The 13,052-nt window shown below is 64.1% G+C and carries 13 protein-coding genes; 9 read left to right on the top strand and 4 right to left on the bottom strand.

Annotated features, from left to right (window positions below; all coding sequences use genetic code 11):
* Window positions 1-56 precede the first annotated feature (56 nt).
* Entirely contained in the window at window positions 57-965 is a 909-nt protein-coding gene (locus HX792_RS27460) for a LysR family transcriptional regulator (RefSeq protein ID WP_176999024.1), read from the bottom strand.
* 205 nt (window positions 966-1,170) lie between these two features.
* Here HX792_RS27460 and HX792_RS27455 point away from each other — a divergent pair, with 205 nt between their 5' ends.
* Complete coding sequence (locus HX792_RS27455) at window positions 1,171-1,569, top strand: helix-turn-helix domain-containing protein (protein WP_176999023.1); 399 nt, start codon at window positions 1,171-1,173, stop codon at window positions 1,567-1,569.
* A gap of 58 nt (window positions 1,570-1,627) precedes the next feature.
* Window positions 1,628-4,390: a winged helix-turn-helix domain-containing protein gene (locus HX792_RS27450; RefSeq protein WP_176999022.1), complete on the top strand. Its 2,763-nt coding sequence runs from the start codon at window positions 1,628-1,630 to the stop codon at window positions 4,388-4,390.
* On the opposite strand, the gene HX792_RS27445 is transcribed toward HX792_RS27450, so the two are convergent.
* The gene (locus HX792_RS27445) at window positions 4,337-5,788 is read right to left on the bottom strand and encodes a winged helix-turn-helix domain-containing protein (protein WP_176999021.1); all 1,452 of its coding nucleotides are present in this window, start codon (window positions 5,786-5,788) and stop codon (window positions 4,337-4,339) included. The genes HX792_RS27450 and HX792_RS27445 overlap by 54 nt on opposite strands.
* Window positions 5,789-5,937: 149 nt before the next feature.
* Window positions 5,938-6,888: a GlxA family transcriptional regulator gene (locus HX792_RS27440; RefSeq protein WP_176999020.1), complete on the bottom strand. Its 951-nt coding sequence runs from the start codon at window positions 6,886-6,888 to the stop codon at window positions 5,938-5,940.
* Between the two features lie 180 nt (window positions 6,889-7,068).
* Between HX792_RS27440 and HX792_RS27435 the strand changes: the two genes are divergently transcribed.
* Window positions 7,069-7,791 carry a pirin family protein gene (locus HX792_RS27435; protein WP_176999019.1) on the top strand — a complete coding sequence of 241 codons (723 nt, stop codon included), beginning with the start codon at window positions 7,069-7,071 and terminating at the stop codon, window positions 7,789-7,791.
* A 145-nt stretch (window positions 7,792-7,936) separates the two neighbouring features.
* Complete coding sequence (locus tag HX792_RS27430; protein ID WP_176999018.1) at window positions 7,937-8,323, top strand: hypothetical protein; 387 nt, start codon at window positions 7,937-7,939, stop codon at window positions 8,321-8,323.
* A 61-nt stretch (window positions 8,324-8,384) separates the two neighbouring features.
* Here the strand turns inward: HX792_RS27430 and HX792_RS27425 are convergent, their stop codons facing one another.
* Entirely contained in the window at window positions 8,385-9,383 is a 999-nt protein-coding gene (locus HX792_RS27425; RefSeq protein ID WP_176999017.1) for a quinone oxidoreductase, read from the bottom strand.
* A gap of 102 nt (window positions 9,384-9,485) precedes the next feature.
* Here HX792_RS27425 and HX792_RS27420 point away from each other — a divergent pair, with 102 nt between their 5' ends.
* The 5 genes from HX792_RS27420 (at window position 9,486) to HX792_RS27400 (ending at window position 12,999) form a co-directional block, all read left to right on the top strand.
* On the top strand, window positions 9,486-10,349 hold the full coding sequence (locus HX792_RS27420) for a LysR family transcriptional regulator (protein ID WP_176999016.1): 864 nt from the start codon (window positions 9,486-9,488) through the stop codon (window positions 10,347-10,349).
* Between the two features lie 85 nt (window positions 10,350-10,434).
* Window positions 10,435-11,142 carry a 2OG-Fe(II) oxygenase gene (locus tag HX792_RS27415; RefSeq protein ID WP_176999015.1) on the top strand — a complete coding sequence of 236 codons (708 nt, stop codon included), beginning with the start codon at window positions 10,435-10,437 and terminating at the stop codon, window positions 11,140-11,142.
* 2 nt (window positions 11,143-11,144) lie between these two features.
* A complete protein-coding gene (locus HX792_RS27410) occupies window positions 11,145-11,843 on the top strand; it encodes a 2OG-Fe(II) oxygenase (protein WP_176999014.1) in 699 nt (232 codons plus the stop codon).
* Complete coding sequence (locus tag HX792_RS27405) at window positions 11,840-12,106, top strand: Ada metal-binding domain-containing protein (RefSeq protein WP_176999013.1); 267 nt, start codon at window positions 11,840-11,842, stop codon at window positions 12,104-12,106. The genes HX792_RS27410 and HX792_RS27405 overlap by 4 nt, the downstream gene beginning before the upstream one ends.
* Entirely contained in the window at window positions 12,103-12,999 is an 897-nt protein-coding gene (locus tag HX792_RS27400; protein WP_176999012.1) for a DMT family transporter, read from the top strand. Before HX792_RS27405 ends, HX792_RS27400 begins: the two co-directional genes overlap by 4 nt.
* Window positions 13,000-13,052 lie beyond the last annotated feature (53 nt).

The raw sequence follows: 13,052 nt of genomic DNA, 5'->3' as shown, positions 1-13,052 counted from the left end.
CGCTGTAAGAGCGGAACCAATTTCAGCCATCCCCCAAATAACGGATATGTACGCAATCAAACCACCCGAGCCATATGCTCCCCAATCCTCCCCCGCAACCACCGCTCCGCCGGGTCATTGTCATGCACCCCACTCCACACCATCGACAACTCCGCCGCATCAATCGCAAACGGCGGATCCTCCGCCCGCAACGTCGTCCCCTCAGTCAACGCACACGCCGCGTAATCCGGCACCGTCGCAATGATCTGCGTGCCCGCCAGCAACGCCCGCAACCCACTGAACTGCGGCACCGCCAACACCACTCGCCGCGACCGGCCAATGCGTGCCAAATCAAGGTCGATATTGCCGCTCAAATCCCCCGAAAACGACACCATCGCATGGGGCCGCGAACAGTAGTCGTCCAACGTCAGCGGCTGCACGCCGTCATCCCCACGCAACACCTTGCACGGGATATCCCGCAGTTTCTTGCGTTTGGCATTCGCCGGCAGTTCGGTGGTGTAGCTCACCCCCACTGAAATCTCGCCGCTGGCCAGCAACGACGACATCAGCAGGTAATTGGCCCGCCGCACCACCACGATAATCCCAGGGGCCTCCTCGCGCAGTTGGCTGAGCAACGGCGGGAACAAGCCGAATTCAGCGTCATCGGACAGGCCAATGCGAAACACCGCACAGCTGGTAGAAGGGTCGAAATCCTTGGCGCGGCTGACCGCGCCCGAAATAGTGTCCATGGCCGGTTGCAGCTCCTTGAGTATCGCCACGGCGCGTGGCGTGGGCTCCATGCCCCGCCCGTTGCGCAACAGCAACGGGTCGTCGAACAAGTCCCGCAAACGTCCCAGCGCCGCACTCACGGCGGGTTGGCCCATGAACAGTTTTTCGGCCACCCGGGTCAGGTTCTTTTCGAACATCAGCGCTTCGAAGATCACCAGCAGGTTCATGTCGACGCGGCGCAGGTCGTTACGGTTCATGGCGTGTATCCAAACGGTTGGCAAGCCGCCAGATAAGCACGCCAGTCGGCGCCGCGATTGCACGTCTGTGCTGTCTTTTCCGGCCCCGGACCTGGCGAAATTAACAACGATTAACTCGTCAGCCAGACGGTCCGGCAACAAGATTGGCCACGTCTACACTGCATCCATTCACCGGGAACGCTCCCATCGACTGCGGATATTCGTCATGGCCCGACTCGAGCACTGTGCTCCCCGCTTATCCGCTACCGGCGGCCTATGCCCTCGGCGCGAGCGTATTGCCAAACAGTTGATCCTCGCCAACCTCGGTGAAAGCTTGGCCATTGCTGACCTGGCCCAGGCTTGCGCGCTGTCGCGCAGCCATTTTTCCCGCGCGTTCAAGTGCACCACCGGGCTGTCGCCCCAGGAATGGATACGCCAACAGCGCATCCAAAGGGCCAAAGAGCTGATCACCGGCTCCGCCCTGAGCCTGACGCAAATCAGCCTGGAGTGCGGGTTTTGCGACCAGGCGCACTTCTGCCACATGTTCACCCGCAGCGAAGGCGTCAACCCGATGACCTGGCGAAACCACCAATTACGCCACAAGCCCCAAGTGATCGCGGCCTAGTGGTCTGCACCCGTGTGGCATATGCTGCCCAGACCCTTTTCCCAGAGCACGGCCACCCATGAGTGACCCCCGCGACCAGGCCGTGCATTTCGGCCCCTACCGTGTCCACCCGCACCAACGCCTGGTGCTGGAGGCCGGTCGCCCGTTGCGTTTGGGGCGGCGCGCAGTCGAGATCCTGCTGGTGCTGCTGGAACACGCCGGCAATGTGGTGAGCAAGCAGGAACTGATCGCGCGGGTCTGGCCCAAAAGCGTGGTCGAGGACGGCAACCTGCGCGTGCACATGGCAGCGCTGCGCAAGGCGCTGGGCGATGGCCAGGCCGGGCAGCGCTATATCGTCACGGTGGCGCAGCGTGGCTACAGTTTTGTTGCGCCACTGAGCATCGAACCGATGACACTGCCCACCGACGGCGCTCCCCAACGCGCGTGCCACAACCTGCCGCTGCGCCACACCCGCATGATCGGCCGCCAGGCGTTGATCGACACGCTGGTGCAGCAACTGCCCCAGCAACGCTTCATCACACTGACCGGCCCCGGGGGCATCGGCAAGACCACCGTCGCGTTGCGCGTGGCGGAACTGCTGATCGGGCATTACCGCGACGGCATCCGCCTGCTGGACCTGGCACCGCTCAGCGCACCGTCGATGATCCTGCCCAACCTCGCCGCCCTGCTCGACCTGACGTGCGCCGAGCATGAGCCCCTCGCCGCCTTTGCCCATCAATTGCGCGACCGCCAGCTGTTGCTGGTGATCGACAACTGCGAACACCTGCTCGATGACATCGCGCTGATCAGCGAAACCCTGCTGCGTCACGCCCCTCACCTGCATATCCTCACCACCAGCCGCGAGGCCTTGCGGGCCGAAGGCGAATGCGTGCAACGCCTGGACCCCCTCGCCTGCCCGCCCGCCACTGGCAACCGTGCCCAGGCGTTGGGCTACCCGGCCTTGCAATTGCTGATCGAGCGGGCCATGTCCCACCAGGACAGCTTTGAACTGAGCGAAGCCGAGTTGCCGCTGGCGATTGATATCTGCCAGAGGCTGGACGGCATTCCCCTGGCCATTGAACTGGTTGCCGCCCAGATCGAACGCTTCGGCCTGCCGGGGTTGCTGGTGCAGATGGAAGACAACTTCCGCCTGCTCACCCGTGGCCAGCGCAGCGCCCTGCCCCGTCAGCAAACCCTGCGCGCCACGCTGGACTGGAGCTTTGACCTGCTGACCCCTTGCGAGCAGATCTGCCTGCGTCGCCTGGCGGTGTTTCGCGGCGGGTTCAGCCTGGCGAGTGCCGCCGCGGTGATTGCCGGGGAGCAGATCGCGCCCAGCGAGGTACTGGGGTCGATCACCCAATTGGTCGCCAAGTCCCTGCTCAACGTGGAAGCCGGCGATGACGAGATGGTCTATCGCTTGCTGGATATCACCCGCACCTACGCCCTGGAACAACTCAGCGTGGCCGATGAACTCCAGGCCACCCGTGAACGCCATGCCGAACGCTGCCTGGCGTTGATGAACCAGGCCCAGGATGACTGGGAGTTGATTGCTACCCAAACCTGGATCGACCGTTACGCACCTTTGCGTGAAGACATCCGCGCCGCCCTCGATTGGGGCCTGGGCGACCAGGGCACGCACCTGCTGGGCATTCGCCTGACGGTCGGCGCCATGCCGCTGTGGCAAGAGTTGTCGCTGCTGCGCGAACACGGCCTGTACGTGGGCAAGGCCCTGGCACGGCTCAAGCAATCGAGCGCGCCAAGCCAGCGCCTGCACATGTTGCTGCAACTGGCCCTGGGCAGTTTTTCCTATCACACCCAGGGCGGCACACCGCAGACCATTGCCGCCTTTGCCTGCGCACGGCGCCTGGCCGAAGGCGGCAAGGACCTGGCCGGCCAGTTGCGTGCAGTGTCGGGGCACATGGCGGTCAACCTGTGCTGCGGTAACTACCGTGAAGCGCTGGCGCAAAGCCTGCACTTTGATCAACTCGGCCCGCACACCGAACCGCTGCTGGCCCTCAGCGCCCAGCGCCTGCGGGTGCTGGCGCAGCATTTCGCCGGCAACCAGGCGCTGGCGCTGCACAACGCCGAGCAGGTGATCCAGCGCATGGCCCACAGCGGCCACCTCAACCGGTTTACCCATGGTTTCGGCGTGCAGTACGACCAGAGCGTGGCGTCCTTGACCATCCTGGCGCGTACCCTGTGGCTGCGCGGTTTTCCAGAGCGCGCCTGGCGCACGGCCAGCCAAGCCCTGGAACTGGCGTTGCAGATCAACCACGGCACGTCGATCTGCTACACCCTGGCGCTGGCCGGTGTGGTGATCGCACGCTACAACGGCGACACCCCGGCAGCACAGGCGTTACTGGAGCTGTTGTTGCAACAATCCCAAAAACACTCGGTGCAGTTGTTTCATACCTGGGCCCAGCACTACGCGGGCACGGCGCAACACGCATCGCTGCAAGGCCTGGGATTGGTCGAAGACCTCCTGCTGACCTTCCAGGCCAGCGAAGTCAGTGACACCGCGTTTGAGCGCGCCCGAAACGGTGCGGCCGGTTGGTGTACCCCAGAGATTCTGCGGGTCAGGGCTGAAGGCATGGCGGACGCCCGTAGGGCCGAAGCGTTGCTGCTGGAGGCCATGGGCCTGGCCCATCAGCAAGGTGCGCTGGCCTGGGAATTACGCAGTGCCACGTCACTGGCGCGGTTATGGAAAGACCAAGGCCGCTTGCGCGTCGCCCGCGAACTGATGGGTTCGGTCTATGGGCAATTCACCGAAGGGTTTGCCACCCATGACCTAACTCGCGCACGCCGCCTGCTCGACGAGCTGCAAGACAAACGGCCGGCCTGAAAACGGCCCCAGGTAATGCCCATAGCCTTGTTGCAGGCGCGCCACTTGCTCGGGGTTGCGCAACTGCGCCAGGGCGTAGCTGCGCACACTGTTGAGCAGGCGGTAGCGCGTAGGCCCGGGGCCGGGTTCCACGGTCAGCAAAGAAGTACCCGCCAGGCGCCCCAGCAAGTAAGACAAGTCGGCATGCTCCAGCTCGGTGCCGGCGACCAGTCGGCTCAAGGCCGGCAACGTCACCGCCATCTTGAACAGCGCCATCTGCAGGAACAGCCAACGCTCCGGCAAGCTCAGGCGCTCGTACGTCCAATCCAGGGCGGCCGTGAAGGACTGGTGCCGCTCAACCGCCGTGCGGCGGCCACGGGTCAGCAGCTGCAAGCCTTGCTGCAATTGTGCGTGTACGCCGTGCACACCCAGGGCACTCACCTGGGCGGCCGCCAATTCGAGGGCCAGCGGGATGCCATCAAGGCGCCGGCAGATATCGCGCAGCGGGGCCAGTTCCTGCGGTCGCAGGGCAAAGCCTTGTTGCGCGGCGCGTACGCGTGCAACGAACACCTGCACCGCCGGGTAATCCATGGCCTGCTCGACACTGGCCCACGCCGAGGGCGCCGGCACAGCCAGGCGCGGTACGGGTTGCACCCATTCGCCCGGCACCTGCAAAGCTTCGCGACTGCTCAACACCACGCTGACCTGAGGCGCCTTATCCCGCAGGGCACGCACCAGGTGACGGCAGGCACCGAGCAACAAATCCGCACCGTCGAGCACCAGCAACAGCTGGCGCGTCGCGAGCTGCTGGCACAGGTCGGTGGCGCTGCCACAGGGTTGCAGGTGCAGGGCGCTGGCCAGGTGGCGCAGCATCTGGGTGGGCGCGTCGACTGTCGCCAGGTCCACCCACCAGACGCCGTCGCGGTATCGCGGCAAGACCCGTTCGGCCAGGGCCAGCGCCAGGGTGCTCTTGCCCACTCCCGCGCAACCGGTGAGGGTCATCAAGCGTTGCCCCGACAGGCGCCGTGCCAGCGTTCCCAGCAACTCGTCACGACCGATCACCGGGCTGAGCCGCGCCATCAGGTTATGCCGAGGCGCCGCCGCGGGCAGCACGTCTTGCTGCGGCGCTGCAAAGCAGTAGCCGCGTTGCGGTTCGTTAAGGATATAGGGGTGGCCGGTCAAGGCCCGGCGCAAGGCCGCGATGTGCACCCGCAGGTTGTTTTCTTCCACCACGCTGCTCGGCCAGACCCGGGCAATCAGCGTCTGCTTGCTGACAAATTGGCCTGGCGCCTCCAGCAGCACCGCGAGAATGTCCACCGCACGCCCACCCAATGGCACCGGCCAGCCGGCCTTGCTGACCAAGCGTTGCTGAGGATGAAAGATGTAGGGGCCGAAGCTCACCGAGTGAGGATTATTCATCTATGTAAAAGCGCTGGAACGCCCGGCCTTGGGCGGCTGCGCATCCTTTTCCGTGGGCCTGTGGCTATCTTGCCAGCCTGTCGTGACAGGACAATGCTGGCAGGGGGAGCGACACGGACATTCGGGTGCCCCAGACGGACATCCTGTCGTTAACTGAACTGTTGTCGGTACTGGGTCGGGTTCAGGCCGAGCTTGTCACTGAACAGAAAGCGCATGTAGCGCACGCTGCCAAAGCCTGCGTGGAACGCCACGGTCTTGAGCGGCAGGTCGGTGGTTTCCAGCAGGTGCCGGGCGCGGTCGATGCGCGCACCTTGCAGGAAGGCCATGGGCGTCATTTGCACTTCCTTGGTGAACATCCGCGCAAAGTGGCGTGGGCTCATGCCGGCCAATGCGGCCATCGACTCAATGGTGAACGGCTGGTCCAACTGCGCCAGCACCTGGTTCTGCGCCCGGGTGATCGCGCTTTCATGGGGTGCCACGGCGGCGGTCATCGGGCTGAACTGCGCCTGGCCACCCTGGCGTTTCATCACCACCAGCAGCACTTTGGCCACCTCCACCGCCACCGCCTTGCCGTGGTCCTGGGCGACGATGGACAGCGCCAGGTCGATGCCGGCCGTGACGCCACCCGACGTGATCAGCCGACCGTCCTGCAGGTAGATGCGATCGGTCTCGACGATCGCCTTGGGGAACGCCTTGATCAGGCGCTCGGTGTAGTGCCAGTGGGTGGTCACGCGGTGCCCGTCGAGCAAACCGGCATGCCCGAGCACAAAGGCGCCGGTGCAGATCGAACCGAAGCGCCGGGCCCGGGGTGCGGCGGCTTTCAACCAGGGCAGCAACGCCGGGTGGCATTCGTTGTAGGCGCCGGGGCCACCGGGGATCAGCAGGAGGTCATAGTCATCAGCCGCCTGCTCAAGCAGCAGGTCGGGCTGCACGCTCACACCGTTGGAGGCACGCAGCGGCCCGGGCTCGATGCCGAGGGTGAGGATCTGGTAGTGGTCGGCCTGCGGCAGGTAGCGGTTGGCAATGGAAAACACTTCGAGCGGGCCGGCCATGTCGAGCAGGAGGAAGTCGGGGAACAGCGCCATGGCCACGGTTTTCATAAGGAGCAAGGTCCATCGTCAAGGAAAGCGGCGGACATTATGGCATGCCTTTTACTGTCAACTTTAACGAGACAGTTATTCAGATTTCAGCTTCTTAATGAATTTATCCGTAACCATTAACCTTCTTCTCAACGCAAGCGACCTGCATCTCGCAGACCCCGCTCACTTGAGGACAAGACCATGCTGACCCTTCGCAAAGCTTCCGAACGCGGCGCCGCCAATCACGGTTGGTTGAAGTCGTTCCACACCTTCTCGTTCGCCAACTACTGGAACCCCAGCGAGCAGGGTTTTTCCGACCTGCTGGTGATCAACGATGACCGCGTGGCGGCCGGCAAAGGCTTCGGCCAGCACCCGCACCGCGACATGGAGATCTTCTCCTATGTGCTTGAAGGCGCCCTGGAACACAAGGACACCCTGGGCACCGGTTCGGTGATCCGCCCGGGTGACGTGCAACTGATGAGCGCCGGCAGCGGCGTGGCCCACAGCGAGTTCAATCACAGCCAAAGCCGTGGCGTGCACTTCCTGCAGATCTGGATCGTGCCGAACGTGGCCGGCGCAGAACCGCGCTACCAACAGGAGCACTTCAGCGAAGCGCAAAAACGCGGGCGCTTGCAGTTGATCATCTCGCCGGATGGCGCCGAGGGGTCGCTGCATGTTCGCCAGGATGCGCGGGTGTATGCCGGGCTGTTCAACGGCAGCGAAACCGCGAGCCTGGACCTGGCGCCAGACCGCCACGTGTACATCCATGTGGCCCGGGGCAGCGTCGAGGTCAACGGCCAGCGCTTGCAGGAAGGTGACGGCGCCCGTGTACGGGATGAACGCCAGATCCGCCTCGGCGGCGGCGGGGACGCCGAGGTGCTGGTGTTCGACCTGCGCCCGCAAGAACTGCCGCAGATGCCATGACGTGCACCACGATGGCCCCCTGAAACGGGCCATCGCTGGCGTCGATAGTCACCATCAGTGCAATGAAGTTCTCTTAAAAAATCCAACGCGTACCATCAAACCCATACCCAGCAGCAACCTACTTAAACACTCGGAGCACACAACCATGAAACGCCAAATCCTGCTTAGCCTCGCTTTCTCGGTACTCGCTGCCAACGCTTTTGCTCACCCTGTTGTCGCTGAAGGCGGCGCAGATCGCCTGATGGACAGCCGCGTGGCCGAGGGTGGTGCCGACCGCCTGCAAGGTAACCGCGTTGCCGAAGGCGGTTCTGATCGCTTGCTGGAACGTCGTGTCGCTGAAGGCGGTGCTGACCGTCTGCAAGAACGTGGCCTGGCCGAAGGCGGTGCTGATCGTCTGCAAGAACGTGGCCTGGCCGAAGGCGGTGCTGATCGTCTGCAAGAACGTGGCCTGGCTGAAGGCGGTGCTGATCGTCTGCAGGAACGTGGCCTGGCCGAAGGTGGTTCTGATCGTCTGCACAGCAACAACGCATAACCCTCGCCGTTGGCGAGGTGCCCCAAACCGGCCTGATCAGCCGGTTTTTTTTCGCCTGTGATTAATGCAGGTCGCGGTCGATCCACAGCACGGCCTTGCCGATCTGTTGCCGGGCTTCGATCCGTGCGTGCACCTGCTGCACCGTTTCCAGGCTGTAATGCCCTTCGATGTCCACACTGAGCGACCCTTCCAGCATCGCCGCAAACACCGCATTGGCACGCCGTTGCACGGTGGCGCCGTCGGCCATGTGGTCGGCCAGCCGTGGGCGGGTCAGGAACAACGAACCCGCTTCACCCAGTTCAATCGGGTCCAGGTCGGTCAGCGAGCCCGAGACGTTGCCGTAATTGACGATCAACCCGCGGGTCCGGCAGGCGCGGAAACTGTCACGCAGGGTGGTTTTGCCCACCGAGTCGAACACCACATCCACGCCGCGCCCCGCTGTGGCGTCCACCACCCGGTCGGCAAAGCCGTCATAGGTCCAGGCCTGGTGGGCGCCGCGCTGAAGCGCTATCGCGCATTTTTCGGCGGTGCTGCCAGTGGTGAACACGGTGGCGCCCAAGCGGTTGGCCATTTGTACGAGTAATTGGCCGATGCTGCCAGACGCGGCATGAATCAGGCAGGTGTCGCCGGCCTGCAAACGCGCCACGTCATCAATCAGGTAGTGGGCCGTGCAGCCCTGGAACATCGCGGCAGCCGCCTGATCGAACGTGATTTCGCTGGGAATCTGCGCCACTTTGTCGGCCATGATGTTGGCGTATTCGGCATACGCGCCCCAGGCAATGCACCACGCCACCCGGTCGCCTACGGCCAGGTGGCTCACACCGGCGCCCACGTCCACCACCACGCCGGCGCCTTCCATGCCCAACGTACACGGCAGGCGCACCGGGTAGGTCACCGACTGGGCGTATTTGCCCTGGCGCGTATGAATGTCCATGAAGTTGATCCCGGCGCAGGCGACTTTGATCAGCACATGCCCCGGGGTGACCTCGGGTTTGGGAACATCGTGGCGCAACGGGGCGACTTCAGGGCCGCCATAGGCTTGCAAGGTGATGGCTTTCATCGGGCAACAACTCCGTTTGCTCTGGGAAGCGGCCATGGTAAAAGGAGCCTATCAGTAGGAAAATTCCCCAATCTCTCCCAGCCTCTGTGCGGAAATACCCCGATGTTCGACTGGCAAGACTTGTATTACTTCACCGTGTTGGCGCGTACCCAGTCGCTGTCGGCGGCTGCCCGCGAGTTGCAGGTGGAACACGCCACCGTGGGGCGCCGGGTCGATGCATTGGAAAAAGCCCTGGGCGTAAAACTGGTGGACCGCCTGCCCCGCAGCCGCCCGCTCACTGCACAAGGCCTGGCGTTGGCCGAACTGGCGGCGGGCATGGACGCAATGGCGACCGACGTGATGCGCTTGTCGCGGGTCGCTTCCATCGAGATGGCCGGCACGGTGCGGGTCAGTTGCCCGCCGTCCATCGCCAACCAGTGCATCGCACCGCATGTAGCGCGATTGCGCGCGCAGTACCCACAGCTGAATCTGGTGCTGATGCCCTCTACCCAACTGGCTGCGTTGGACAAAGGCGAGGCGGATATCGCCCTGCGCACCGTGCGTCCCGATGAAGACGCGCTGGTACGGCGCAAGGTCGGCGTGGTGCGCTTCGGGTTGTACGGCGCTGCCGAATTAGCGCAACAGCCTTCCGCTCAATGGGTGTTCATCGCCTACGACAGCAGCCGTGACCACTTGCCCCAACAGGCCTGGATGCACCAACTGCGCGGCCAGCGCCCCATCGTGTTTGCCGCCAGCGAACTGGTCACCCAGCAAATGGCGGCCCGCGCCCAAGTAGGCGCGGTAGTGCTACCGACCCTGGTGGGCGACCACGACCCACTGCTGACCCGCTTGCCCACCGCCACCGACGGCCCCATGCGGGACATCTGGCTCACCGTGTACCCGGACATGCGCCGCTCGCCCTTGGTGAAAGTGGTGATGGAGTTTCTGGTGGCGTGCATCGAAGGTGAAGCGCAGTTGCGCCGTTAAAAAATTCGACCGCAAGCCGCAGAGTTCCAAGCCGGCACAGGCCCCCTAGACTCCGCTCATCTGCCCACCGATGAGCGTCAAGGCCATGCACACCCCCAGAGACAACGCCCCCGCGCACGACTGGAGCCGCATCGCCCGTGAGCTTGAAGCCCACGGAAACGCGGTGCTGCCCGCGCTGCTGACAGCCCAACAGTGCGAGGCGCTCGCCGCGCTCTATGCGCAAGAAGCCGGTTATCGCTCGCGGGTGGTGATGGCGCGGCATGGGTTCGGGCGCGGCGAGTACAAATACTTTGCCTACCCCTTGCCGCCGTTGCTTGAGCAACTGCGGCACGCGCTCTACACAGGTCTCGCCCCGATTGCCAATGCCTGGAACCTCCAGCTGGGCCTCGACGTGCAGTACCCAAGCGAACTGAACGAGTTCCTGCGCCACTGCCATGTCGCAGGCCAGGCCCGCCCTACCCCGTTGATCCTCAAGTATGGCGCCGGTGACTACAACTGCCTGCATCAGGACCTCTACGGCGAGCATGTCTTCCCGCTCCAGGTGGCGATCCTACTGTCGCAGCCTGGCCGCGATTTTGTCGGCGGCGAGTTCGTCATGACCGAGCGTTCATCCCAAGGCCAGCGCGCCGAAGTCATCCCGCTGCGTCAGGGCGATGGGCTGGTGTTTACCGTCAATCAGCGGCCGGTCGTGGGCCCGCGCGGTCTCCGTAGAGTCGCCATGCGCCACGGTGTGAGCCGCATCCGCAGTGGCCAGCGCCATGCCGTCGGCCTGATTTTTCATGATGCGAGGTAAACATGAGTCTGTTTGAATTCGATGCTGCACTTGATCAACTGGACTGGGCCGACCTCCACCGCCAACTCGATAGCGAAGGCTACGCCGTGCTGCCTGGGTTGTTGAGCCCAGCCGGCATCGACTCACTGGCCGGGCACCTCACCGCGCAGGACCTGTTTGCGCAATGGCGTTATTTCGAGACAGACCTGCCCGCCCCGCTGGCCGAGTGGCGCACGGCGCTCTACCGGCGCCTGGTGCCGGTCGCCGACCGCTGGAACGAAACCCTGGCCATCGACGCGCGCTACCCGGCTACGCTGGATGAGTTTCTGAGGCAAAACCACGACGCCGGCCAGACCCGAGGGCAGTCCCACCTATGCCGGTTACGTGTGCATGACCAGGTGCCCCTGCATCAACGCAATGCCGGGGTCCATGTGTTTCCCCTGCAACTGGTTGCGCTGCTGTCCGAGCCGGGGACGGACTTCCAAGGCGGTGAGCTGGTGATGACCGAACAGCGCCCGCGTCTGCAATCGCGGCCGATGGTGGTGCCGCTCAAACGCGGTGACGTGGCGATCATCGCCACGGCGGTGCGCCCGTTCAGAGGCAGCCGGGGTTGCTACCGCGTGAACCTCAAGCACGCCATCAGCCGCGTGCGCGGTGGCGAACGGGTGGGATTGGAAGTGCTGTTCCATGACGCGCCTGATGCCCAGGAGGGTGGCCGATGAAGACGTTCACCTTGCTCGGGGTAACGGGCAAACCTTACGCCAGCCTTGTGCCGGGCACCTGCGCCGGGCATCGCGGCACGCGGATCTACGGCCGCCTGGACTGCCGCGCTGCACGACGAGCAATCGCCAACGGCGGTTATGTGAAACACCGCGTGTTCTTTGCCGACGAGCCCACCGCCATTGCCGCCGGCTACAGGCCTTGTGCGGTGTGCATGCCCGAGCAATACGCGATTTGGAATTCCACTAAAAAAGGTGACGCATGAAGCTTTCTGACGGTGTTCGACTACTGGTACTGGCGGCGATCTGGGGCGCCAGTTTTCTGTTCATGCGCATCGCCGCGCCGGTGTTGGGCGCCTTGCCCACGGCGTTTTTCCGCGTGCTGTTGGGGGCCATCGGGCTGGCGGTGATTGTCACCGTGCTGCGTACCCGCATCGCGTTTGACGGCAAACTCAAACCCACCCTGGTGCTGGGCGTGATCAATTCCGGCGTGCCGTTCCTGATGTACGGCGTGGCGGCCACGTTGCTGCCGGCGGGCTACTCGGCGATCTTCAACGCCACCACCCCGCTGATGGGGGTGATGATGGGCGCGCTGTTTTTCAGCGACCCGCTGACGCCGAAAAAAGCCGCTGGGGTAGTGATCGGCTTGATGGGCATCACCCTGCTGACCACCACCGGGCCGGTCACCCTTTCGGTCGCCGTGGTGATTGGCGCGTTGGCGTGCCTGGTCGCCACCGGGTGCTACGGCGTTGCAGGGTTTTTGACGCGCCGCTGGATCGCCGACAAGGGCGGGCTGGACGCCAAGCTCGTGGCCTTTGGCAGCCAGATCGGCGCGACGTTGTTCCTGCTGCCGTTCTTTGGTGTTTCAGCCGTGCTCAACCCGCCGAACAGCTGGGGCAACCCGACGGTCTGGATGGCGTTGGGGGTGGTGGGGTTTGTGTGCACTGCGTATGCGTACATCCTGTACTTTCGCCTGATCGCCGATATCGGGGCGGTTCGTTCACTGACGGTAACCTTCCTGATCCCACCGTTTGGTGTGCTGTGGGGGGTGCTGTTCCTGGGTGAGCACCTGTCCATCGCGCACCTCTATGGCGGCGGCCTCATCTGCCTGGCCGTGTGGTTTGTGCTCAGCGACAGCCGGCCCAAATCAGCCGCCTGACCCTTCGCGGGGATTGTGGCGGCGCGCGGTTGTAGTGAGCGGGTTTACCCCGC

It is taken from the genome of Pseudomonas sp. B6002 (assembly GCF_013385985.1).
Lineage (GTDB): Bacteria > Pseudomonadota > Gammaproteobacteria > Pseudomonadales > Pseudomonadaceae > Aquipseudomonas.
This window is presented reverse-complemented; position numbering and strand designations above follow the sequence as displayed.

Excerpts from the sequence above, each read along its gene's own strand:
- HX792_RS27460 (WP_176999024.1), bottom strand. The coding sequence starts at position 965 with ATGAACCGTAACGACCTGCGCCGCGTCGACATGAACCTGCTGGTGATC.
- HX792_RS27455 (WP_176999023.1), top strand. The coding sequence starts at position 1,171 with ATGGCCCGACTCGAGCACTGTGCTCCCCGCTTATCCGCTACCGGCGGC.
- HX792_RS27450 (WP_176999022.1), top strand. The coding sequence starts at position 1,628 with ATGAGTGACCCCCGCGACCAGGCCGTGCATTTCGGCCCCTACCGTGTC.
- HX792_RS27445 (WP_176999021.1), bottom strand. The coding sequence starts at position 5,788 with ATGAATAATCCTCACTCGGTGAGCTTCGGCCCCTACATCTTTCATCCT.
- HX792_RS27440 (WP_176999020.1), bottom strand. The coding sequence starts at position 6,888 with ATGAAAACCGTGGCCATGGCGCTGTTCCCCGACTTCCTCCTGCTCGAC.
- HX792_RS27435 (WP_176999019.1), top strand. The coding sequence starts at position 7,069 with ATGCTGACCCTTCGCAAAGCTTCCGAACGCGGCGCCGCCAATCACGGT.
- HX792_RS27430 (WP_176999018.1), top strand. The coding sequence starts at position 7,937 with ATGAAACGCCAAATCCTGCTTAGCCTCGCTTTCTCGGTACTCGCTGCC.
- HX792_RS27425 (WP_176999017.1), bottom strand. The coding sequence starts at position 9,383 with ATGAAAGCCATCACCTTGCAAGCCTATGGCGGCCCTGAAGTCGCCCCG.
- HX792_RS27420 (WP_176999016.1), top strand. The coding sequence starts at position 9,486 with ATGTTCGACTGGCAAGACTTGTATTACTTCACCGTGTTGGCGCGTACC.
- HX792_RS27415 (WP_176999015.1), top strand. The coding sequence starts at position 10,435 with ATGCACACCCCCAGAGACAACGCCCCCGCGCACGACTGGAGCCGCATC.
- HX792_RS27410 (WP_176999014.1), top strand. The coding sequence starts at position 11,145 with ATGAGTCTGTTTGAATTCGATGCTGCACTTGATCAACTGGACTGGGCC.
- HX792_RS27405 (WP_176999013.1), top strand. The coding sequence starts at position 11,840 with ATGAAGACGTTCACCTTGCTCGGGGTAACGGGCAAACCTTACGCCAGC.
- HX792_RS27400 (WP_176999012.1), top strand. The coding sequence starts at position 12,103 with ATGAAGCTTTCTGACGGTGTTCGACTACTGGTACTGGCGGCGATCTGG.